This window comes from Lactobacillus sp. ESL0680, from assembly GCF_029392855.1.
Lineage (GTDB): Bacteria > Bacillota > Bacilli > Lactobacillales > Lactobacillaceae > Lactobacillus.
This window is the reverse complement of sequence record NZ_CP113945.1, coordinates 1,638,443-1,661,576: the sequence shown is the minus strand read 5'-3', so window position 1 is coordinate 1,661,576 and position 23,134 is coordinate 1,638,443. Positions and strand designations below refer to the sequence as shown.

The 23,134-nt window shown below is 37.8% G+C and carries 17 protein-coding genes and 1 tRNA gene; 13 read left to right on the top strand and 5 right to left on the bottom strand.

Annotation, left to right across the window (positions count from 1 at the left end):
* The first annotated feature begins 1 nt into the window (after position 1).
* The 6 genes from OZX58_RS07945 (at position 2) to OZX58_RS07920 (ending at position 8,828) form a co-directional block, all read left to right on the top strand.
* Positions 2-2,542 carry an AAA family ATPase gene (locus OZX58_RS07945; RefSeq protein ID WP_277140942.1) on the top strand — a complete coding sequence of 847 codons (2,541 nt, stop codon included), beginning with the start codon at positions 2-4 and terminating at the stop codon, positions 2,540-2,542.
* Positions 2,543-2,743: 201 nt separating this feature from the next.
* Positions 2,744-4,852, top strand: a complete 2,109-nt coding sequence (locus OZX58_RS07940) for an ATP-dependent Clp protease ATP-binding subunit (RefSeq protein ID WP_277140941.1) — start codon at positions 2,744-2,746, stop codon at positions 4,850-4,852.
* Positions 4,853-5,035: 183 nt separating this feature from the next.
* Positions 5,036-6,061, top strand: coding sequence for a branched-chain amino acid aminotransferase (locus OZX58_RS07935; protein WP_277141785.1), 1,026 nt, complete (start codon positions 5,036-5,038; stop codon positions 6,059-6,061).
* A gap of 220 nt (positions 6,062-6,281) precedes the next feature.
* On the top strand, positions 6,282-7,673 hold the full coding sequence (locus tag OZX58_RS07930) for an APC family permease (RefSeq protein ID WP_277140940.1): 1,392 nt from the start codon (positions 6,282-6,284) through the stop codon (positions 7,671-7,673).
* Positions 7,674-7,803: 130 nt separating this feature from the next.
* A complete protein-coding gene (locus OZX58_RS07925; protein WP_277140939.1) occupies positions 7,804-8,085 on the top strand; it encodes a bacteriocin immunity protein in 282 nt (93 codons plus the stop codon).
* A gap of 107 nt (positions 8,086-8,192) precedes the next feature.
* On the top strand, positions 8,193-8,828 hold the full coding sequence (locus tag OZX58_RS07920; protein ID WP_277140938.1) for a hypothetical protein: 636 nt from the start codon (positions 8,193-8,195) through the stop codon (positions 8,826-8,828).
* A 77-nt stretch (positions 8,829-8,905) separates the two neighbouring features.
* Here OZX58_RS07920 and OZX58_RS07915 read toward each other — a convergent pair whose 3' ends face one another.
* The 3 genes from OZX58_RS07915 to OZX58_RS07905 all read right to left on the bottom strand — a co-directional run bounded on the left by OZX58_RS07915 (position 8,906) and on the right by OZX58_RS07905 (position 13,280).
* The gene (locus OZX58_RS07915; protein ID WP_277140937.1) at positions 8,906-9,262 is read right to left on the bottom strand and encodes a hypothetical protein; all 357 of its coding nucleotides are present in this window, start codon (positions 9,260-9,262) and stop codon (positions 8,906-8,908) included.
* A gap of 1,645 nt (positions 9,263-10,907) precedes the next feature.
* A complete protein-coding gene (locus OZX58_RS07910) occupies positions 10,908-12,179 on the bottom strand; it encodes an FIVAR domain-containing protein (protein ID WP_277140936.1) in 1,272 nt (423 codons plus the stop codon).
* Positions 12,180-12,347: 168 nt separating this feature from the next.
* Positions 12,348-13,280, bottom strand: coding sequence for a LacI family DNA-binding transcriptional regulator (locus OZX58_RS07905; protein ID WP_277140935.1), 933 nt, complete (start codon positions 13,278-13,280; stop codon positions 12,348-12,350).
* Between the two features lie 98 nt (positions 13,281-13,378).
* Between OZX58_RS07905 and OZX58_RS07900 the strand changes: the two genes are divergently transcribed.
* Entirely contained in the window at positions 13,379-14,359 is a 981-nt protein-coding gene (locus OZX58_RS07900; RefSeq protein ID WP_277140934.1) for a YdcF family protein, read from the top strand.
* Positions 14,360-14,460: 101 nt separating this feature from the next.
* Here OZX58_RS07900 and OZX58_RS07895 read toward each other — a convergent pair.
* Both OZX58_RS07895 and OZX58_RS07890 read right to left on the bottom strand, forming a co-directional pair.
* Positions 14,461-14,534 (bottom strand) — tRNA-Arg (locus tag OZX58_RS07895).
* Between the two features lie 157 nt (positions 14,535-14,691).
* On the bottom strand, positions 14,692-15,684 hold the full coding sequence (locus OZX58_RS07890; RefSeq protein WP_277140933.1) for a GMP reductase: 993 nt from the start codon (positions 15,682-15,684) through the stop codon (positions 14,692-14,694).
* A 195-nt stretch (positions 15,685-15,879) separates the two neighbouring features.
* Here OZX58_RS07890 and OZX58_RS07885 point away from each other — a divergent pair, with 195 nt between their 5' ends.
* From OZX58_RS07885 to OZX58_RS07860, 6 genes are all read left to right on the top strand, one after another.
* Positions 15,880-17,169 (top strand): adenylosuccinate synthase, encoded by a 1,290-nt coding sequence (locus tag OZX58_RS07885; RefSeq protein WP_277140932.1) that lies wholly within the window; start codon positions 15,880-15,882, stop codon positions 17,167-17,169.
* Positions 17,170-17,172: 3 nt separating this feature from the next.
* Positions 17,173-18,468 (top strand): adenylosuccinate lyase, encoded by a 1,296-nt coding sequence (gene purB / locus OZX58_RS07880; protein ID WP_277141783.1) that lies wholly within the window; start codon positions 17,173-17,175, stop codon positions 18,466-18,468.
* 147 nt (positions 18,469-18,615) lie between these two features.
* Entirely contained in the window at positions 18,616-19,071 is a 456-nt protein-coding gene (locus OZX58_RS07875; RefSeq protein ID WP_277130146.1) for a LytTR family DNA-binding domain-containing protein, read from the top strand.
* A complete protein-coding gene (locus tag OZX58_RS07870; RefSeq protein WP_277140931.1) occupies positions 19,071-19,832 on the top strand; it encodes a LiaF domain-containing protein in 762 nt (253 codons plus the stop codon). The genes OZX58_RS07875 and OZX58_RS07870 overlap by 1 nt, the downstream gene beginning before the upstream one ends.
* Before the next feature lie 267 nt (positions 19,833-20,099).
* Positions 20,100-21,443, top strand: coding sequence for a 6-phospho-alpha-glucosidase (locus OZX58_RS07865; protein ID WP_277140930.1), 1,344 nt, complete (start codon positions 20,100-20,102; stop codon positions 21,441-21,443).
* A gap of 20 nt (positions 21,444-21,463) precedes the next feature.
* A complete protein-coding gene (locus tag OZX58_RS07860; RefSeq protein WP_277140929.1) occupies positions 21,464-23,083 on the top strand; it encodes an alpha-glucoside-specific PTS transporter subunit IIBC in 1,620 nt (539 codons plus the stop codon).
* Positions 23,084-23,134: the final 51 nt, after the last annotated feature.

Below are 23,134 nucleotides of genomic sequence, written 5' to 3'. Positions count from 1 at the left end.
TATGAAGTACCAACAGCAGCCAACTCAAATTGAGGTGCGTGGAGGACGCGTGAACAATTTGAAGAATATTGATGTCAATATTCCGTTGCATCAGTTCGTCGCAATTTCGGGCCTTAGTGGGTCGGGAAAATCAAGTTTGGCAATGGGAATTTTGTATTCTGAGGGTGCAAGACGTTATCTTGATTCCCTTGCAACCTATACCAGACGCCGGATTAGTCAAGTGGGACGAGCTGCTGTTGATGAAGTAAAGCATATTCCGTCAGCTTTGGCGTTAAGACAGCGGCCAACAGTTCCGGGCGTACGGTCAACTGTCGGAACGGTAACCGAAATTTTTAATATTTTGCGGTTGATTTTTTCACGGTTGGGCTCACCAGTCTGTCCTAATGGGCACCGAGTGGCACCAACAATTAAAATTGCCCAGGCGATGGACTTAACTGGAGAAGAGATGGGCCAGATAATCTGTCCAACTTGCGGCGTTAAATTTTATGCTTTTAGCGCCGAAGACTTCGCCTTTAACTCAGATGGTGCCTGTAAGCAATGTCAGGGGCTAGGAACAGTTGAACAGATTGATGACAGTAAGATTATCGCTGATGAAAATTTATCGCTAGAACAAGGTGCTGTGGCGACGTGGCAAATTCCGGGGCGTAATTGGATGTGGCGGATTGCGCGTGAACTTGGTGTTCGAACAGATATTCCGTATCGAGAATTAACTACTGAAGAAAAGGAAATTGTCTTACATGGCGAGGAACGTAAAATTCCAATTGATGTTCCGACTTCGACTGGCCGAGTGTACCACTTGGATGCTTTGTATGAGAATGCCTATAATGCCGTTGCGAATTCGCGTAAAACTACTAAGTCAGAACGCGGCTTAGAGCGGATTAATGCTTTTTATCGGTTCAGCACTTGTCCACGCTGTTACGGCTCGCGGATTGATCCCAGCCGCTGGACGCAATTAGTTGCTGGTAAAAATATTGTGGCGGCAGAACAATTAACTTTAGGTCAGCTAAGTAGCTATATGCAGGAAATTTTGGCTGAATTGCCAGAAGATATGCAGGAATTGGCAAAAAACTTAACTGGTGAATTGCTGCATCAGGTTAGACCACTGTTAAAATTGGGGCTGGACTATTTAAGTTTGTCGCGGCAGGCCAGTACTTTATCAACGGGCGAATTACAGCGAATCCAGTTGGGGCGAACATTAAGAACAGAAACAACGGGAGTATTGTATGTTTTGGATGAACCGTCAGTTGGTCTGCACCCGGATAATGTGGCGGGGTTGATTGATGTTTTTCACGAATTGGTTAATCAGGGCAATTCTCTAATAGTTGTTGACCATGAAACTTCAATTATTAATGCCGCCGATTGGATTGTTGAAATTGGTCCAGGTTCTGGTAGTCAGGGCGGCCAGATTATTGCTCAGGGTACGCCGGAGCAAATAAAGCAGGATGAAAATTCGCATATTGGTCCTTACTTAACGGGAAATGCCCCTTTGCAAGTTAGACCACAGGCTCAAGCAGCCACCTTGTTTGCCAAGGGCAAGATTACGTTTACGGTTACTGACCAGTTTAATTTGCATGATGTTCACGCACAGATTCCGGTGGGGCGGCTGACCTCAATTACCGGCTTTTCTGGTGCCGGCAAGACAACAATGATTCTTGATTCACTGTTACCAGCACTTAAGGCGCAAAAAAACCATGAGGCGATACCAGCTTGGGTTAAAGATTTGTCAGCTAGTGGTATTACCAATGTGGTTAGCGTCGATTCTGCCCCGGTTGGTAAAAATCAGCGGTCGACGGTTGCGACCTATACTGATATCATGACGAATTTACGCAAATTATTCGCTAAGCAGCCATTGGCAAAAAAGTTGAATTACAAGGCGACACATTTTTCTTACAATAATAAAGAAGGCGCGTGTCCAGCTTGCGGTGGTACAGGGGTAATTGCACTTGATATTCAGTATTTACCCGATATGGTCGAAACCTGTTCTGTCTGTGGCGGGCGCCGGTATAATTCCAAGGTCTTGCAAGTTAAATGGCAGGGCTTGAGTATTGCCGATGTTCTCGCCCTTTCGGTTGATGATGCACTCAAAGACGGATTGTTTGCGGAAGTGCCGGCAATTAGGCAAACAGTTACTACTTTGCATGATATGGGCTTAGGCTATCTGCATTTAGGTGAGTCAACCCCGGCTTTATCTGGTGGTGAGGCGCAGCGGCTTAAACTAACTAGTCACTTGCACCATAAGCAAAAGGGCAGTCTATTTGTTTTTGATGAACCAACTGTGGGCTTACATCCGTATGACGTACGGACGCTGTTAAATATTTTGCAAAAATTGTTAGCCCAACAGGCAACGATTATTACAATTACACATGACCTAGATGTGATTGCGAATAGTGATTATATGATTGACATGGGCCCCCGTGGCGGTCAGCAAGGAGGCAAGATTGTTATTAGCGGCCGACCTGTGGATATTTCTCAAGCAGGGACTAGTCTGACTGCCAAATATTTGCGTAAGCATTATGCTTTGTATCAAAACAAAAATAATTAAGCTATAAAAAAATGCTGATTTATCGGCATTTTTTTGTTTTAGCAAAGTAAAGATTAAGGAATTTAGTGATTTGTGGAAAAAGTGAGCCAAATAATTTGCTATTTGTGGATAACCTGTTATACTTTGGGATGTAAAGAAATTAGCACTCGAATGTTTAGAGTGCTAATTAAGATTGAAAACTACAATAAGGGGTGTTAATAAATGGCATACTTTGATAATGATTTTGATAATTTATTTAACGAATTAAATGATTCTTTCTTTGGTAATTTGGGTGATGCTAATAATGGTTCAATTCCGATCCATTATTCAGGCAACATGAATCTGTCACCACAGAATTTAAACGGTCAGGGACAGGCAGCAGGTCCTGAACAAAAGCAGGAGAAGCCAATTGGCGTTGACTTGGTTGAACAAGCTAAGGAACATAAATACGATCCAGTAATTGGCCGTGATGAGCAGATTAAAGAAGTAATTGAAATTTTGAGCCGGCGGAAAAAGAATAATCCGGTATTGGTCGGTCCTGCTGGTGTTGGTAAGACAGCGATTGTTGAAGGTCTGGCCCAAAAGATTGCGAGCGGCGATGTTCCGGACAAGATGAAGGATAAGCATATTATTGATGTTAACATTAATGATATGGTTGCTGGCTCTAGCCTGCGGGGTAGCTTTGAAGAGCGCCTAAAGAAGGTCATCGATCAAGCTAAGAAGGATCCAAATATTATCTTGTTCATTGATGAACTGCACAACATTGTTGGTGCTGGTTCAACTGACTCCGAAAACAATAGTGGGGATGCCGCAAATATCCTAAAGCCAGCTTTGGCAAGTGGCGACTTGAACTTAATTGGGGCCACAACCACTGGTGAATACCGCAGAATTGAAAATGATGCGGCTTTGGCACGCCGGTTCCAACCAGTACAGGTACCAGAACCTTCGGCTGATGTGACCGTTAAAATTTTGGAAGGCTTAAAGAAGAAGTACGAAGATTATCACCATGTTAAGTATGACGACAGTGCTTTGCGCCTAGCTGTTGAATTGTCGCAGCGTTATATTCAAGGTCGGCATTTGCCGGATAAGGCAATCGACTTAATGGATGAAGCTGGTGCTAAGAAGGGCCTGGATACAGTTCCAGAAGATGAAGCTAGTCTGCAGGAGCGGATTGAGCGCCTTGAACACGAAAAGAAAGAGGCCGCTGAAAAGGAAGATTACGCTAAGGCTAGTGATTTGAAGAAGCAAATTCAAGAATTGACCGATAAAAAGGATCACGTTCATGATGTTGCAACTCCAAGGGTTACGGATCAAGATATCTATGCTTTAATTGAAGCAAGAACTAAGATTCCGATGAGCGAATTGCATGCAAGTGAGGGTCAACATAATCTTGACTTGGCTAAACGACTGAAGAAAGCCGTCATCGACCAAGATAATGCTATTGATATTATTACTGATGCGATTGCACGTAAGCAAGTATTCAAGGATAATGATCGTCCGACTGGTTCGTTCTTACTGACTGGACCAACTGGTGTAGGTAAGACAGAATTAGCTAAACAACTAGCAATTCAGTTGTTTGGTGGTGAAAATCACTTAATTAGACTTGATATGTCAGAATATCAAGATCAAATGGCAGTTAACAAGTTGATTGGTTCTGCTCCGGGTTATGTTGGTTATGGTGAAGGTGGTCAATTAACTGAAAAAGTTCGTCATCAACCATACAGTTTGATTTTGTTTGATGAAATCGAGAAGGCTAATCCACAAGTCTTTAACGCACTTTTGCAGATTATGGACGATGGTCGCTTAACGGATGCACAAGGAAGAACGGTTTCCTTTAAGGATACAATCTTAATTATGACTTCTAATGCTGGCTTCTCCGATAATCTGCTTAAAGATGGCAAGGTTGACCATGATAAGATGATTAAGGCACTAGAAGCTTACTTCAGACCAGAATTTTTGAACCGGCTTGATGCAATTGTGCCATTTAACTCCCTGAGTGAAGAAGATATGACTAAGATTATCGACATTTACCTCAAGAAGATGGACAAGGTTCTTGCTAAGAGAAAAATTACGGTTGATGTTTCACATGAAACGAAAGCTTATCTTGCAGAGAAGGGCTATGACAAGAAGTTCGGTGCACGGCCATTGCGTCGGGTAGTTGAACAGGATTTGGAAACACCAATTGCCAAATTATTGATGAAGGAACCAGATACTAAAGAAGTTAAATTTACTGCTGATAATCAGCATGTTTACTTGAACGGCGAGGCAATATTGGATATTAATCCTAAAGTAGAAGCTGAAGCTGAAAAAGTCGAAAAAGAAGAGAAATAATTTAATGTGGAAAACGTCACTTTTTTGGAAGTGACGTTTTTTTAGTATATATGTAGTAAAGCTTCGATCTACTATTGACATCTGTATCTTTATGGTTTAAATTAGGTAACAATTAAATAATTATGAAAATAATCTGGTTTGAGTTTTCATATCTATCCCAAGGATTAAAAAATTGGAGGCACTCTGATGAAACAAAAGATAGAAGATCTTGATTGGAATAATCTCGGCTTTGAATATCGCGATCTGCCATATCGTTACGAAGCTAAGTATAAAGATGGTGAATGGCAAGAAGGCAAGTTAGTCGAAGCTTCGACTGTGACCCTTTCCGAAGGTGCAGAAGTCTTGCACTATGGTCAGGAAATTTTTGAAGGATTAAAGGCTTATCGTAGAAAAGATGGCAAAATTAATCTCTTTCGTCCGGACCAAAATGCCCATCGGTTTGCGTTGTCAGCTGAACGGTTAGCAATGCCTCCATATCCTGAAGATAAGTTCGTTGAGGCAGTTAAAGAAGTTGTTTTGGCTAATAAAGAATACGTTCCGCCATATGACAGTGGTGCAACACTTTATGTTCGACCATTTATGATTGGAACTTCGCAGGCTTTGGGAGTTGCAGCAGCAACGGAATATACTTTGCGGATTTTTGCGACACCAGTAGGTGCATATATTAAGGGCCTAAATCCAGCAGCTTATAAAGTTAGTCCGTACGATCGTGCCGCTTATGCTGGTACCGGTCAAGCTAAGACATCAGGTAATTATGCCAGCAGCCTGCTGCCATCAGTTGAAGCACATAAGGAAGGCTTTGCTGATTGCTTGTATCTTGATCCACGTGAACACAAGTATGTTGATGAATTTGGTGGTGCCAACTTCTTCGGTATTACTCAAGAAGGTCAGTTTGTAACACCAAAATCTGAGTCAATTTTGATTTCTATTACTAAAAAATCGCTGCTTGAAGTTGCTAAACGTCAAGGCTTGAATCCTGTTGAACGGCAAATTACTTTGGAAGAAGCCTTTAACATGAAAGAAGCTGGTGCAATGGGCACGGCAGCTGTAATTTCGCCGGTTGGTTCGATTACCTATAACGATCAAAAGCACGTCATTTACAGTGAAGACAAGACTGGCCCAGTTACGACCAAGTTGTACAATGAACTGATTGCTATTCAATATGGTGATAAGACTGGTCCTGAAGGCTGGGTACAGACAATCGATTAAAGATTTGATAATTAATAAAAGGGCACGGAAGTTTCCGTGTCCTTTTTGAATAATTTGATTTTAAAGCACCTCAAGCTAAAAGCTTGAGGTGCTTTTTATTGGGGAGATTTAGACCTGCCTTAGCTATTTGACAATATACAATATGGAGTTTGTCACAATTATTTCATATAATAGTATAGCTATTTAATTTTACAAACCACGTATGGAAGATGGATTAGAAATGAAAAATAAAAAAGCAGGCGATAAATTAGGCTTTAGTGCCATGGTTTTTCTTGCAATTAATATGATGATTGGCTCCGGAATTTTTTTAACACCTGGAAGTGTAGTTAAGCAGGCTGGAAGTAAAACTCTACTGGTTTACCTTGCGGCAGCTTTAGTTGCCACAGTTTTGGCAATGTCATTTGCGGCGGCAGCTAAATATGTTAATAAGGCTGGGGCGTCCTATGCGTACTCAAAGGCCGCGTTTGGTCCTAAGTTCGGCTTCTATATTGGCACGACGTGTTATTTTGCGACCAGTGCTGTTTGGGGTGTAGCCTCTGTTGGGATTACTAAATCAACGATTTCGATTTGTGGTGGTGATCCCAACAATGTAGGTAACGTTACGTTAGGATTGCTGGCCTTATTACTATTAGTGACGATTGTTAACTTATTTGGCCAAAAAATTATTAAGCGGGTAATGAATTTGGCAACAATTGGTAAATTGTTAACGCTGGTCCTAATAATTGCTGCGGGTGTCGTTGTATTATTGGTAACAGGGGTGTCGCATCGGTTAAGTGCTGTGGATCAAGTTACTGTTCATGGTTATACTGTAATTCCAACTTTGACAACAAGCGGCATGGTCATGGCGGTGGTTTCCGCATTTTATGCTTTTACTGGCTTTGAATCTGTTGCTTCTGGTGCAGAAGACATGGAGAATCCTGAAAAAAATCTCCCGCGGGCAATTCCGTTAGCAATCTTGGCAGTTGCCGTAGTTTATATTGGCGTCTTGACAGTTGCTTTGAAGTTAAATCCTACTGCGTTGATTAAGACTAACCAAGTGATAGCCTTAGCGGCAATTTTTAATAATGAAATTTTGCGCGATATAATCTTGGTAGGTGCACTGATCTCGATGTTGGGACTCAACTTTGCCTATAGCTTTAGCACACCGCGAATTTTGGAAGCAATGGCACGGGAACATCAGGTCTCGCCAAAGTTAACGCAGCGGACTAAAAGGAACTTTCCCGTCAGAACGTATTCTATTTCTGCTGTATTGGCAGTTTTGATTCCTTTGGCTTTTCAGTACAATATGACAAATTTGATTACGTTGAGCGCAATTGTCCGCTTTTTGGAATTTACAGTTGTGCCGCTATCTGTTATTCGGTTTTATTATGGTAAAAGCAAGGAGCAGATTTTGGCTGCTGATAAAAATGTGTGGACTGATCTAATCATTCCGGTGATTGCAGTGTTATTGGTCATCTTTTTATTAGCCGAGTATAATTGGCGTGAACAATTTGGAATCGTAGTTAATAGCCGCGTGATTGGTATTAATTGGCTGGCGATTGTTGCCATGATTTTTGGCTTTTGTATTTTGCCGCTGATGATGTATTTGATTTCACGGCCACGTCAGCAATAAATATTTCTTAGAATTGAGTGGATACTCAATTCTTTTTTTAATACGTAAACCCAGTTGATTATCTTCGTTGTATAATATTGTGAAAATAACGAATTGGATTTTTTGTGTGAATGAAAGCTGTGGTTTAATCATGGGCTCTAAAAAAGCAGCAGCTGACTTATTGGCTAAAGTTAATTCTAGTTTGGCTAGTAATTTGAGCATGGATGAATATGAGATTATTTCACTTGCTAAAAAGCGGTTAGAAAGACAAGAATATTTACCTAGTATTGCTGCGAGTATGAAGAGTAGTTTAACGCCGCTTGCTATTAAACAGCAATTATCGCCAGCCGGCCGGAAATTGTATCGGGAATTATTGACACCAAAACTGAGCGATCATCAATTAGGCATCGGTATTACACAGATTTTTCATTAGGGGATTGTTATGTTATTGGTGGGATGAATGATCTTATTATTTTGGTAATCGCTTTCAAAATAAGTGGTATTATATATCTATAAATATTTTTGAGTGAGGGTACTAAAATGAAAAAATCATTTAAACTGATATTGACCACATTGTTAATGACGACTACCTTATCAATTGCTAATCTAACAAGTAAAAGCCAAGTATCGGCACAGTTAGTATCGAATAGCAGTTTATCTAGTAAAGCTTGGACTAAAAAATTAGCTGAGGCTGGGTATGTTTTTGAATTACCGAATAGCAATAAGGGTGCACTTTATAAAAATACGGCAGCTAAAGGTGGCAAGCCTTATACTAAAAAGGTACTTGAAAAAATTTTGAAACAACATACACTGTTTAAAGTGAAAAAATTAACAAAGGTTAAAAACGGAATATCAGTTGATTTGGTTTCCAAGAATGGTAAATACAAGGGTTATACAACTTATATAAACGGAATTTATAACAAAAATTTATCTAATAAGGATTTGCAGCCGCTAATTAATGCTGAACTAAGTGCAATAGATGCTAAAGACAATAATAAGCCTACGTCAGCTTTATTAGAACAAGCTCAAACGTTAGCTAGTGGATTAACTGGCAAGAATAAGCAAATAGCTGATACTTCAATTAAGCAATTAAAACAGTTTTTAAAGCATGATGATTTATCTGAAACACCAGTACTCTTGATTGGTAAATATCCGAGTAACTTATTAGCAAATTAAATAAAGGGTGAGTAATTATTTTTACTCACTCTTTTTTGTGTTGTAAGTATACAATTAGCCCTAAGAATTAAACAGTTTTAGTTAAGTAACGGTACGGCATTGCCATCAAGTAGCAGCATAACCGCAACTATAATAAATTGATTAGATAATTCATGTAAAAGTTTAGAATACTTATTTTTAGTATTAGTAAGCTTAAATACGCATGCTAATATTAGTAGGATTATGGCCAAGATAATATCATATAAACTATTATTAAGCAGAAAAAGTTTATTAAAAAATATTATAAATATAAATTGAGTAATAAGCAGTATGGTTAATAATGCATAAGTTAAATATTCTGCATATTTTGTATAATTATTATCAGGCATGTGTTTTCGATATACAGAAATTGTTATCCCGATAATTAATAATATATAAAAAATAGAATTGTTCATAAATATTTCTCCAATATTATTTTTAATGGGTGCTTCTGACTTAGCTATTAATAATTCCAGCAAAGTAAATACACATAGTATAAAAACTATATCTTACCATTCTTATTAAAAAATAAAACTACACAGTATCAAAGGATATAGAAAACTGGGATACTCACATTTATTTAAAGTAGATGGTTAGGTACTAAGAATATGTAGTGTTAAAAGTGTAACAGAAACTCAACATCCAGATGTTTGGCCAACTTCAAATCTAAAAAATATTATGACTAAAACTCCTGTAGGTTAAGAAACAATTATAAAGTATTATTCTAATAAAAAACGTACTCATTTATTCAAAAAGAAGTCTATAAGACTTCTTTTTTTGTGCAGTTTTGTATTTAGTAATATAAATAAGTACTTATCGCTATACTTACATTTTTATCTTCTTAATGATTGAGAAATCCGAATATAAAAAAAGCAGTCTATAAAGACTGCTCAGCTGGCTTGCAAGTGGTCAAACTTGCATGCACGCTGTGTTCCGTACATGACGAAATATATTACTTATTCTTACAAAATTATACCATAGATAAGCAAATCTGGTAAATTGATTAAGCATGCTCTGTGCATCATCTTGAGAAGTTTAGTCAACTTCTCTTTAAGGAGGTGATTATCGTGCATGAGTTTGTATTACTTATTCTACTGTGCTTTCTTTTTGCTAAGACGGAAAATATCTTAAGTGTCTTTAACGATATTTTAGATAAATTACTGAAATTATTTAAGTAAAGTTACAGTAAAGCAGCCCAAAAAAATCTTGGGCTGTTTTTGTATAAAATTTTAAAATAAAAAAGCGATCCTGTTGGGATCGCTATTATATGTTGCAAGTGACCAAACTTGCGGCACGTGATGTGAACGTACAGAACATATCACTTTAGTAAATTAAGTATACCATAATGGCATAAATTTGGTAAAATAAAAACGCACGTGATGTGCACATCTAAGGAAGTTGACTAGCTTCCAGTAAGGAGGTGAAAAACGTGCAAAATATATTCACTTTAGTATTGCTTTATTTAGTCTTGACCAAGACAGAGCAAGTTCTTAAGAAGCTCATCGAACGTTGCTCAAATAAAGTTGCAAAAATAGCTCAGGAAGTCCTGAGCTATTTTTGTTTGGTCTAATTGTGAAATTGAAAAAATCAGAAAACAAAAATTGGAATTATTGGTATGTGAGAATAACAAAAAAGCGATCCTGTTGGGATCGCCACCGCACGTTGCAAGTGACCGAACTTGCTTTGCACGTAATGTAAGTATGCTTGATACTTCATTCTGATAAATACAGTATAACATGGATAAATAGTTTGGTAAAATAGATAGGCACGCAATGTGCATCATCTTGAGAAGTTGACCGGCTTCTCTTTAATGAGGTGACGAGTATGCGTGATCTACTCATTCTGATAATGCTGTATCTTGTGTTTGCAAAAATTCAAGATGTGTTAAACAATATCAAAGATATTATTGACAAATTACATAAGTAATACAGCTATTAAAGACGTAAGATTTTCTTGCGTCTTTTTTATGTTGCAAGCGACCAAACTTGCGGCACGTGATGTGAACGTACAGAACATATCACTTTAGTAAGTTAAGTATACTTAATTTGGCAAAACAAAAATTTAGTTGACAGGCATGGTTTCTTCAACACGTCCATTGACAGGTTTTGTAGCATTTAATAAAGCCTGCTGTTGTGTAGTTAAATACCAAACAGCTTCTTTAACCTCAGTAATGCTTACTGAAGTTGAAGAATTGACAGCTTTAGCCTGTTTTAAAGCTTCATCATATTGAGCTTTATAGGTATTTACGTAGTCTTCATTTTTGTAGTTAGAACTAGCTGTAATTGTTTTTTCTTGATCAATTAATTTTTGTAGATCTTGTTTGTCAGCTGCTGTTGCAATTTTAGCGTCTGCTTGAGCTTCTTCCGGAGTATTGGCTGGTGTTAATTGTGGACCTGATAAGTAAATCGCATCAGCTGCTTTAACATAAAACAGTTGATTTTGAATTGCATTTTCGTAATTAATAGATTCTTCAGGAGAGTAATAATTTAAGCGATAAAATAATTCAGCTTTATTGTCCTTAGGTACCCAAACATAAATTTTTCTAATTACGGGAAGATTTTCATTTTTGGCAAGTATAACGTTTTTATTAGTAATTTTCGGTTTAAGGATCGATGAAATACTATAGGCATTACTATTTTGTTTTAAGCCGACATAAGTATCGATGGTGTAAATAGCTAACTTTTGTCTAGGCTTATTTTTAACAAATTTTGTAATAACAAAGGTATCAGTCGTACCAGCTATTCGATAAGCAACTGATGTTGAATTTCCGGTAGGAATTGTACTAGTACGATCAACTGTAATTTTTTGACCTGTTTTAATAAGAATACGATCAGATCCTGATCCAACATATAGTCCTTTTTTAGGAAAGTTATCGTATTTATTTTTATCGTGAATTGTAACGGTAGTACTTGCTACATAAAGTGGTTGACCGTTAATTTCATTGACATTAGCTGCGTTAATATAGCCACCATGACCGATGTTGTAATAATATTTACCCTTGATTTTTTTGTAAGGTAACCATGATTGATTGTAGTTGTCATCATTTAGCAAGTAGTATTGCTTGCTGTCTTTTTCAATTGGTTGAATTGAGCCAGTGTATCTAACATTTGTACCTTTACGTAAATGAGTGTTATACCGGCTGCCACGGTATTTAGCAAGACGCTGACCCTTTTTATTATAAACATAGGCTCCATGGGCTAATTTTAGCGTATTAGTATTTGTAGTCGTAGCTGCAGCTACGGGGGAAATGTTCTGGTTAGACAAAGGTATTCCAGTACCTAAGGCAAGGATACCAGCAAGCGAACCAACAATAATTTTTTTACTTAATTTCATATATTTCACCTCAAAGTAATTAATAAGGATAATTGTAATACAAATATTTAATATATGAAAATCAATTAGTATAAATATATATTTATACTTGTTATTTGACCATTATTAAAAATAAAAAAGTATTTGCTCTGGGATTAGTTTCATAATTTATAATATTAATATGCAAATTTAACGTTTAACGAATTTAGCATCAATGTTAATATGCTCAGGATTTTTCTTAATAAAATGTTGAAATATTTCTTCACCATATTTTTCTGGATAAGTATCAATTGAAGGAAAATTCATAATTTTACTAATGAGGGTATTGTCTTGACCAACAATTAAAGGTGGTTGAAGTCCTTCCTTTTGATAAGCGTGAATAATTCCAGCAGCAATTTCATCACCATTGGCAAAGATACCATCAATTTCCGGAAAATTCATAAAATATTTTCCGGCATTAATGCCGTCTTGGTAGGTTGCGCAATTTTCAAAAACATGGTTTAACTTGAAGGCTGGAAAATCTTGTTTGGCAATTTGAAATAATAGCTTAGTGGAACTGCTCTTGTGTTGATTTTGTGCACTAGTTAGACCAAGATGTCTAAGTCCTTTTTGAGTGAAATATTTAAATAATTCTTTGAAAGCCTGGCTGCGATCAATGTAGATACAAGAAATATTATTAAAATCAATTTTTTCGCAAAAAATCACGGAGCCATACCTAATGTAAGGCAAGATATCGCTCATCTCATTAGCTTTGGAAGTAACAATTAGGCCATCATACAATTTTGAAGCAAATTCTTCGAAATAATTCATTTCGATTTTACGATCGTAGTAAGTTGGTAAGATGGATATTTTGTAATTATGCTTGATAGCATTTCGACAAATTCCGGCTGTTACTTTTTCAAAATAGGGTTCATCAAGATAAGGAACAATCACACCTAAACTGTTTGTTTTTTTCTTGTTTAGATCTTGAGCTATTCGATTAGGATGATAACCTGTTTTTTGAATCACGGCTTGAATTTTCTGTCGTTTATCTAAGGAGACATAGGGATGATGATTAAGTACCCGGGATACTGTTGAAACAGAGCATCCAGATAATTCGGCTATTTCTTTAATGGTTGTCATTACTTTTCCTTTTATTTTGTGATTTTAACTAAATAATACTATATGGGATCGATACCAGGTCAAAAGAATTTATTAAATAGAAAGAAATCGGTTTTCGAATGAATACGGAAAAACAGATAGATAAACTCCTTGCGGAGGCAAAAAACTGTTATTTACACGGTAATGCGCTAAAGAAAAATGAAAAAACTTTCTTCAAGGGTGTAAGTATCAATGGCGATCAAGATACTTTAGAAGCAATTTTTAAAGAATTGTGTCGACTTGACCCTACTAATATGGATTATCAACTTGATCTTGCTGCAACTTTAATTACTAATAATAAACTTGAACAATCTCTAGAATTATTGCAAAATATCACGCAAAAAGCAGCGAATGATTATAGTACATTGATGACCTGTTATGTCTATTTAGGACTAGTTACAGGCGACTTTTCTGCTGATCTTCTTAACAAATTAACGTCTTTAGATAAAAAGCGCACAGAAAAATTTATACAAGACTTTGTTAATTTAGAAAAAATAAGGCAGAAAAAAGTAACTACTGAAATTAAAAATTATGAGAAGGGGCATCTATTTGTCTTACTTGGTTATGATTTGCAAAAAGATGGCAGTATTCCCCCGATATTGTACCAACGGCTGGAGTTAGCATTACAATTGCTAATTAAAAATCCATATTCTGATATTATTGTTTCAGGCGGCATTCCCGAAAATTATCGAACGGAAGCCGACATGATGGAGAAATGGTTAATTAATCGGGGAATAGCTCCTGAGCGAATTTTTAAGGAAAGCAAATCAATTAATACGATTGAAAATGCCTTATTTTCGGTGCAACAAGCTCGTAAAATATCTTTTAGCAAAAAAATAACGTTGATTAGTTCGGTTAGCCATCTTCGCAGAGCGCAAATCTTGTTTATGATTGCAGACAGAATAATTAATACCGAAGATAAAATAAAAATGATTGATCTTGTTGGAACTCTAGATGTTCCTGAACTAGTAAATCATTCTAGTAAAGAAGAGCAGATAGTGATGTATCGCGATGTTTTACGGATAAATGGTCTTTGGTTGTATCCAAATTTAATAAGATAGGTAAAATTGGTGCTTTGAATCATATCAAGAGAAATATATAGAGCAACAAAAAAGCTAGAAGTTTTGCATAACTTCTAGCTTTTTAAATTGAATTATATTTATGCGCCCTGAAGGATTTGAACCTTCAACCTTCTGATTCGTAGTCAGACACTCTATCCAGTTGCGCTAAGGGCGCGACAACTTCCTAAGTATAGCATAGATATATCGTTATTGGGAAATAAAAAATCTCAGCACTGACTACCTAACAGTGCTGAGACAACTACCATTTTATCGGAAATGGCAGTCTATTGCTACTTTAAATTGTTGTTTCACTTAGAAAGTTGATTGATCGACTATTTGTCACCACTTAAGATCGAACTTTTAACAATTACGTAGTCAACTAACTTGATCGAATTGAGCGTTTTGCCGCCGGCATAAGAAATTGCGGATTGCAAATCTTCCTGCATCTCGGTTAAGGTATCGGCAATTGAACCGCGGAATGGTACCAGCATTTGCTTGCCTTCAACATTGCGGTAGGCTCCTTTTTGAACTTCCGAAGCTGATCCCCAATATTGCTTGTAGGTCTTGTCATTAATTTTAATAACATTGCCTGGAGACTCTTGGTGACCTGCTAGCATTGACCCAATCATTACCATACTTGCCCCGAAGCGAACGGACTTGGCAATGTCGCCGTTGTGACGAATACCACCATCGGCAATAATCGGCTTGCTGGCAACTTTACTGCACATTCTCAGAGCTGCCAACTGCCAGCCGCCGGTACCAAAGCCGGTTTTAAGCTTAGTGATACATGCACGGCCGGGACCAACACCGACCTTGGTTGCATCGGCGCCGGCATTTTCTAATTCGCGAACAGCTTCAGGAGTGGCAATATTACCAGCTGTCAAAAAAGCATCCGGCATTTTATCTTTAATGTACTTAATCATCTTAATGACATATATGGAGTGCCCGTGAGCAACATCAATTGTGATGTATTCGGGAATAACATTTTCTTTAACGAGTAAATCGATAAAAGCATACTCACTATTTTTAATGCCAACAGAAATTGAAGCAAAAAGTCCCTGTTCATGCATCATTTTGATGAAATCCAGTCTTTTCTCAGGCTGAAAGCGGTGCATGACATAGTAATAGCCATTTTTAGCAAGCCAAATAGCCATTTTTTCATTAATTACGCTTTCCATGTTAGCGGGAACGACTGGTATCTTAAATGTTCGGTTTCCGAACTTAACGCTGGTGTCAGCGTCGTGACGGCTTTTAATAATTCCTTTGTTAGGTACAAGCTGAATGTCATCATAGTCAAAGGCTTCCATGCTAAAGTAGTTGCTCATAATTCAATCGACTCCTAATTCATTATCTGTCTGAACGAGAGTAACTATAATCAATTTATTGAAATTTGTCAACATAAAAATCGAACTATTAAAATTAAAATTGCAAAAATAATTCGTATTTAAATTTGACTGATAGCGTATAAATTGTTAGAATAATTTTTGTGATATTTGTATATTTTTTATGAGGTGAACAAAATGACAGCAGTGGCAGTTGTTGGTAGTCAATGGGGCGACGAAGGTAAAGGCAAAATTACGGATTTTTTGAGTAAAGAAGCTGCGTATGCAGTTCGCTCAAATGGTGGTAATAATGCTGGTCATACGATTGAAATTGATGGTCAAACATTCAAGATGCGGCTAATTCCATCCGGTATTTTTGCGGCAGACAAGGCTGCTGTAATTGGTAACGGCACGGTAATTAATCCCGAAGTTCTGTTAGAAGAATTAGATAATTTGGAAAAAAATGGGATTGATACCAGCAAATTACGGATTTCCAACCGGGCCCACATCATCATGCCATACAACATCAAGCAAGATGAATATCAAGAAGAGGTTAAGGGTGCTAATAAGATTGGTACCACCAAGAACGGAATAGGCCCAACTTATATGGATAAGGCTTCTAGAATTGGAATTCGTGTCTGTGACTTACTCGAAAAAGATACCTTTGAAGAAAAGCTGCGCGCCAATTTAGCAGAAAAGAATGCTTTGTTTACCAAGGTCTATGGTAAGCCAGCTCTTAAATTCGAAGACATTTTTACTAAATATTACGAATATGGTCAAAAGATCAAAAAGTACGTTACAGATACATCGGTCTTGGTTAACGATGCACTTGATAATCAGGAAAAGGTGCTTTTTGAAGGTGCTCAGGGTGTAATGCTCGACATTGATGAGGGAACTTATCCATTTGTCACTTCATCTAATACGATTTCCGGCGGGCTTGCTAGTGGCATCGGGATGGGTGTTAACCGGCTGCACACGGTGATTGGTGTCTGCAAGGCTTATACTACACGGGTTGGTGCTGGACCATTTCCAACGGAATTGCTTGATGCAACTGGTGACCGCATTCGTGATACTGCCCATGAATACGGCACAGTTACTGGTCGGCCGCGGCGTGTTGGCTGGTTCGACTCTGTTGCTTTGCGTCATGCTAAGCGTGTTTCTGGGATTAACGCTTTAAGTCTGAACTTGCTTGATATTTTCAGCGGGTTTGACACCGTTAAGATTGCCACTGCTTATGAATTAGACGGTAAGAAGATTGATTATTACCCAGCCAGTCTCAAGGAACTTTACCGCTGCAAGCCAGTTTATGAAGAATTACCGGCTTGGCAGGAGGATATTACTAAGGCGAAGACTTGGTCAGATTTGCCAGAAAACGCACAAAAATTCTTGAAGCGGATTGAGGAAATTGTGGGTATTCCGTTAGTGACAGTTTCTGTTGGCCCTGATCGTGAACAAACGATTGTTTTGCAAAATCCATGGGAAATTTAAATGATGCTTGAACGCTACACACGCCCAGAAATGGGTAAAATTTGGACAGATGAAAATAAATATGCCGCATGGCTAAAGGTTGAAGTTGCGGCAACTAATGCTTGGAGTGAAGAGGGAGAAGTTCCCGCGGCTGATGCGGCTAAAATCGCTAAAAATGCCAGTTTTACACCAGAGCGCGTTGCCGAACTTGAACAAGTAACCCACCATGATGTCGTGGCCTTTACTAGAGCGGTGTCTGAGAGTCTTGGCCCCGAAAAAAAGTGGGTTCACTTTGGGTTGACTTCAACAGATGTGGTTGATACGGCTCAAGGCTACTTACTAAAGCAGGCAGATGCAATTATTCGTCAAGACTTACTTACATTAAAAGAAACGATTGCGGCAAAAGCTCTTAAATATAAGAATACAGTCGAGATGGGGCGGACACATGGTGTTCAGGCCGAGCCAACAACCTTTGGCTTAAAGCTTGCGCGTTGGTACGCCGAAATTAATCGCGATATTGAGCGTTTTGAACATGCAGCTCAAGGTGTTGAATCTGGTAAAATTTCTGGTGCTGTTGGTACTTTTGCCAATGTGCCGCCGGCTATTGAGGTTAGTGTCATGAAGCAATTGGGCTTAACGCGTCAGCCCATTACTAGTCAAATTTTGCCGCGTGACTTGCATGCCGAATACATTGCCACCTTGGCATTGATTGCAACAAGTATTGAAAATTGGGCAACGGAAATCCGCAGTCTGCAACGTTCGGAAATTCATGAGGTTGAAGAACATTTTCGTGCTGGTCAAAAGGGTTCGTCGGCGATGCCGCATAAACGTAATCCGATTGGTTGTGAAAATCTCTGTGGGATGGCGCGCGTTTTACGCGGTAATATTGTGACGGCTTATGAAGATGTTACTCTCTGGCACGAGCGGGACATTTCACATTCAAGTGCTGAGCGGGTAATTTTGCCTGATACAACGATTGTGATTGATTATATGCTTGATCGTTTTAACCGAATTTTGACTAACCTAGATGTTTTTCCAGAAACAATGCTCAAGAATATGGACAAGACCTATGGCTTAATCTATTCACAAAGGTTGCTATTGAAATTAATTGATGAGGCAGGTTTATCACGTGAAGCAGCTTATGATATGGTACAAAAGTTGACGACTAAATCATGGCAAGACGGCATTTCTTTTAGAAAATTAGTTGAAGACAGCCAGATTATGACTTATTTATCAGAAGCTGATGTAGCTGATGCCTTTGATTATCACTATCATTTGCGCCATGTCGATGAAATCTTTCATCAAGTAGGACTAGAATAACAAAAAGCAGACTTAAATGAGTCTGCTTTTTTAGTTGAGTTAGTTGTAATTGCCACTTGAGCATGTTAAACGACCACTTGGTTAAAGAGGGTAGATTTTCTTTTTAAATTAGCGTTTAATAAGAATTATGAAAGGCAGGTGAGAATCGTGAAAGTGAAAATTGATCTTGATCCTAAGTTAACTGAGCCAATAGTAACAATTCAGGCAAATGAATTATCGCCAGAGGTTGAACGGATTTATCGACAGCTGCAAGAAGGGAGTGACAATCCCGACCAGCTTGAATGTTACAAGGACGATGTTTCGTATTACCTAGATTTAGCCGACATTTTGTTCTTTGAAACAGAAGATCGGCAGGTGATTGCACATACGAGCCGCGATTCGTTCAGTGTTAATTATAAGTTATATGAATTAGAAAATTTGTTGGGCAGTCAGTTTATGCGGGTGTCCAAGTCCACAATTTTGAATTTAAAACAGGTATATTCATTGACGCGGTCAATTACTAATTGTCAGGTGCACTTTCATGATACTTACAAAACTGTCTACGTGTCACGCCATTATTACCACAGCTTGAGTGATCGATTAAACGAGAGAAGGTCATTATAATGAAAAAACAAAAGATTAAAGAACTATTCTGGGGAATTGCACTTCTAGGGGCAGCAATCTTTCTAATTATGAACCAGTTAAATTTGTTTTCATTTCGACTAAATTTTTGGACGATTTTTTGGACAATTGTTTTTGGCGCATGCTTAATTGAAGGTCTAGCTAATCGCAGTATTGGCGGGACAATTTTTTCAATTGCCTTCTTATTAATTGTGTATGCGCAGCCGCTTAAAATCACTAAGATTGTACCATGGACAGTCTTACTTGCGGCATGTCTAATTACAGGGGGATTGCACATGATTTTTCACAAAGGTACACACAACACGCATGTTTATATCAATGGTCACAAGGTCGATGGTAATTGGTCAAAGTTGGGGCCAGAAAAGTCATTTCATGCCGACCATGTTTTTGGCAGCAGCAGTAAAAATGTTGACGAAGAAGATATTGTGGTTAATCAAAAATTGTCTGATGTTTCGCGGTATGTTCGTTCACAAAGTCTGCGCAGTGTGACGATTAATTCGCTAATGGGGGATGCCAAGGTCTATCTTGATGCAGCTAAAGCAGCTTCTGATACGGTAATTGTGGATATTAATTCATCAATGAGTGATGTTTCGCTGTATATTCCGTTGTCGTGGCAGGTTGATGACCAAATGTCGTCAACTTTCGGCGATGTTGAGATTAATGGCAGTTCTAATGGCGGCGGCCCAACTCTGGTATTGACTGGCAGCAGCAAGTTTGGCGATATAAAGATTAATTATGTTTAACAGCAGAAGTTAAATAATTTCCTTATCAAGATGTAAAAAGCTCTAATTATGTTAGTTAGAGCTTTTTTATTTTGGAGAATCTATTATTTCTTAATAGTAGTGAAAAATATTTCTCAAAGTGAAACGCATAGTTCAAGTCTTGGAATGCTTGTTCACTTTCTAAGAAAGCGGATACAAATTATTAAAATAATGATATAAATATAATTGTAAGCTAGCTTAGAAAGATTAACAGCTCAAGTTGAGCGATAAATTGTTAAGGAGAAAATAATGTCTGAAAATCATAAACGATACTCTGTTGTAATTGCTGGTGGTGGGAGTACTTTTACCCCAGGTTTTGTATTGAGCTTGATTGCTAATCAAGATCGTTTTCCAATTAGAAAATTAAAGTTTTACGATAATGATGCAGAACGGCAAAAGAAAATCGGTGATGCATGTGCCATTATTATGAAGGAACGTGCTCCAGAAATTGAATTTTCATATACAACTGATCCAGAAGAAGCTTTTACGGATGTTGACTTTGTAATGGGGTCAATTCGGGTTGGTAAATATCATATGCGCGATCTTGATGAAAAGATTCCATTAAGATATGGCGTTAATGGTCAAGAGACAACCGGACCCGGAGGAATGGCTTATGGTATGCGGTCTATTCCGGCAATCATTGAGATTATTGATTATATGGAAAAGTATTCACCAAATGCATGGATGATTAATTACTCTAATACAATTGCAATTGTTGCAGAAGCCTGCCGCAGATTTAGACCTAATTCTAAGGTAATCAATATTTGTGACATGCCAATTGAAATTATGACTAGAATGGCACGTATTTGTGGCTTAAATGACTACCACGATCTTGACGTTAATTATTATGGTCTTAATCACTTTGGCTGGTGGAAAGAAGTTCGTGATAAAAACACGGGTAAAGATCTATTGCCACAACTTAAAGAACATGCTGCCAAAGAAGGTTATTGGATTGGCGGCGACTTTGACAAAGATTTGGAAAAGAGCTGGGCTGAAACCTTTAAGAAGGCCAAAGATTGCTACGAATTAGATCCAGAAACTTTGCCAAATACTTACATGCAATATTACTATTTCCCACAATATGAAGTTGCTAATGCGGATCCTAAGCATACTAGAACCGACGAAATTCGTGAATATCGGCAAAAGATTGTCTTTGATGAATGTGCAAGAATTGTTAAGGCAGGAACTGCTAAAGGAAATATTTGGGAAGCAAACGCTGAACACTCCAATTACATTGTTGATATTTGTCATGCAATTGCCTTTAATACGCATGAAAAATTCTTTGCTAATACTGCAAATAATGGCGCAATTTCCAATATGGATCCAGATTCAATTGTTGAAGTTCCATGTTTGTTTGGTGCTGATGGTATTCAACCAATGGCAACAGGTGAAGCTGGTAGATTCCAACGTGGCATGATGATGGAACAACAGACTTGTGAAAAGTTAGTTGTTGATGCTTATGAACAACACTCTTATACCAAGATGCTGCAGGCTTTCACACTTAATAAGACGGTTCCTGATGCATCAGTTGCTAAGAAAATCCTCGATGACATGATTCCTGTAAATAAACCATATTGGCCAGAACTGAAATAATTGTTAGGGGATGATTGCTTATGATGCAGAAGTTTCAAAAATTTGGTGCAGCAATGTTTGTGCCAGTGCTTTTATTCTCTTTTGCTGGAATAGTCGTTGCGATAGGTAGTTTATTTACTAATCAAGCAGTTTTTGGTTCCTTAGCAAATCCAGGGACAACCTGGAACTCTATTTGGGATACAATTACTGCCGGTGGTTGGACAGTCTTTAAGCAAGAAGCATTGTTATTTGTTGTTGGTTTACCAATTGGACTTGCTAATAAGTCTAAGGGTAGAGCCGCAATGGAAGCTTTGATTACTTATATGACTTATAACTATTTTATTGGCGCTATTTTGACACACTGGGGTGCAAGCTTTGGTATTCCTAATTTTGCTAATATCCAAATAATTGATAATTCTACTAATCATGGATTGACTGAAATTGCCGGAATTAAAACATTGGACACCAGTATGATTGGTGCTCTAGTTGTTGCTGGAATTGTAATTTGGCTTCATAATCGTTATTTTGATAAAAAATTACCAGAATGGTTAGGTACTTTTCAGGGCTCAACATTCGTTTACATCCTTGGCTTTTTTGCAATGATACCTTTGGCATTCTTAACTTGCTGGGGCTGGCCTAAAGTCCAATTAGGGATTAGTGGACTGCAAAAATTCATTCTTAATAGTGGTGTAATTGGCGTCTGGATTTATAACTTCTTGAATCGGGTTTTAATTCCTACAGGACTACATCATTTAGTTTATATTCCATTTCAATATGGACCTGCAGTAGTTGCAGGGGGACTTCAACCATTTTGGTTAAAACACTTAACACAATTTGCCTTAAGTACTCATCCGCTAAAACAATTGGCGCCACAAATGGGCTTCCAACTATGGGGTAATGAAAAGATTTTCCTTGCACCAATTATTTGTTTGGCCTTTTATGTAACGGCTAAAAAGAGTAAGAAAAAGCAAACCTCAGCATTATTAATACCAGCTGCACTTACTTCTTTCTTTGCTGGTATTACTGAACCAATTGATTTTACTTACTTGTTTGCTGCACCTGTTCTTTGGATTGTTTATTCTCTTCTTGCAGCAACAATGAATACTGTAATGTTTAGCTTAGGTGTTGTTGGTAACTTTACACTAGGTGGTATCGACATGGCGGCTGAAAATTGGATTCCGTTATGGCGTAATCACTGGCAGACTTATATGGTACAGTTTGCAGTCGGGATTGTCTTTGCGATTATTACTTTCTTTGTCTTTAAATTTATGATTGAAAAGTTTAATTATGCAACACCAGGTCGGGAAGCAGACGATGAAGATGTTCATTTATTAAATAAGAAAGAATATGAAGCTAAAAAGACTAGTCAAGATCAACAAGTAAATAATAATTCCGTTGAAACTGATCCATATATTACTAGAGCAACTGCTTTTCTCGACTTACTCGGTGGTAGTTCGAATATTAAGGAATTAAGCTCCTGTGCAACTAGGTTGCGTGTTTCAGTTGAGGATCCTGATAAATTAGGAACAGATGCGCAATTTAAGGCAGCTAAGGCGATCAATGTAGTTCATCATGGCAAGGCTATCCAAGTTATTGTTGGACTAGATGTTGCGCAGGTCCTTGAAGCAATGCAGGAATTAAGAAAAGATGATATTAGTTAAGGCTAGATGTTAATCGGATTATTTAAATAAAACGCTTTTATGCATTGAAAT

Coding starts and splice junctions, on each gene's coding strand:
- OZX58_RS07945 (WP_277140942.1), top strand. CDS start 2: ATGAAGTACCAACAGCAGCCAACTCAAATTGAGGTGCGTGGAGGACGC.
- OZX58_RS07940 (WP_277140941.1), top strand. CDS start 2,744: ATGGCATACTTTGATAATGATTTTGATAATTTATTTAACGAATTAAAT.
- OZX58_RS07930 (WP_277140940.1), top strand. CDS start 6,282: ATGAAAAATAAAAAAGCAGGCGATAAATTAGGCTTTAGTGCCATGGTT.
- OZX58_RS07925 (WP_277140939.1), top strand. CDS start 7,804: ATGGGCTCTAAAAAAGCAGCAGCTGACTTATTGGCTAAAGTTAATTCT.
- OZX58_RS07920 (WP_277140938.1), top strand. CDS start 8,193: ATGAAAAAATCATTTAAACTGATATTGACCACATTGTTAATGACGACT.
- OZX58_RS07915 (WP_277140937.1), bottom strand. CDS start 9,262: ATGAACAATTCTATTTTTTATATATTATTAATTATCGGGATAACAATT.
- OZX58_RS07910 (WP_277140936.1), bottom strand. CDS start 12,179: ATGAAATTAAGTAAAAAAATTATTGTTGGTTCGCTTGCTGGTATCCTT.
- OZX58_RS07905 (WP_277140935.1), bottom strand. CDS start 13,280: ATGACAACCATTAAAGAAATAGCCGAATTATCTGGATGCTCTGTTTCA.
- OZX58_RS07900 (WP_277140934.1), top strand. CDS start 13,379: ATGAATACGGAAAAACAGATAGATAAACTCCTTGCGGAGGCAAAAAAC.
- OZX58_RS07890 (WP_277140933.1), bottom strand. CDS start 15,684: ATGAGCAACTACTTTAGCATGGAAGCCTTTGACTATGATGACATTCAG.
- OZX58_RS07885 (WP_277140932.1), top strand. CDS start 15,880: ATGACAGCAGTGGCAGTTGTTGGTAGTCAATGGGGCGACGAAGGTAAA.
- purB (WP_277141783.1), top strand. CDS start 17,173: ATGCTTGAACGCTACACACGCCCAGAAATGGGTAAAATTTGGACAGAT.
- OZX58_RS07870 (WP_277140931.1), top strand. CDS start 19,071: ATGAAAAAACAAAAGATTAAAGAACTATTCTGGGGAATTGCACTTCTA.
- OZX58_RS07865 (WP_277140930.1), top strand. CDS start 20,100: ATGTCTGAAAATCATAAACGATACTCTGTTGTAATTGCTGGTGGTGGG.
- OZX58_RS07860 (WP_277140929.1), top strand. CDS start 21,464: ATGATGCAGAAGTTTCAAAAATTTGGTGCAGCAATGTTTGTGCCAGTG.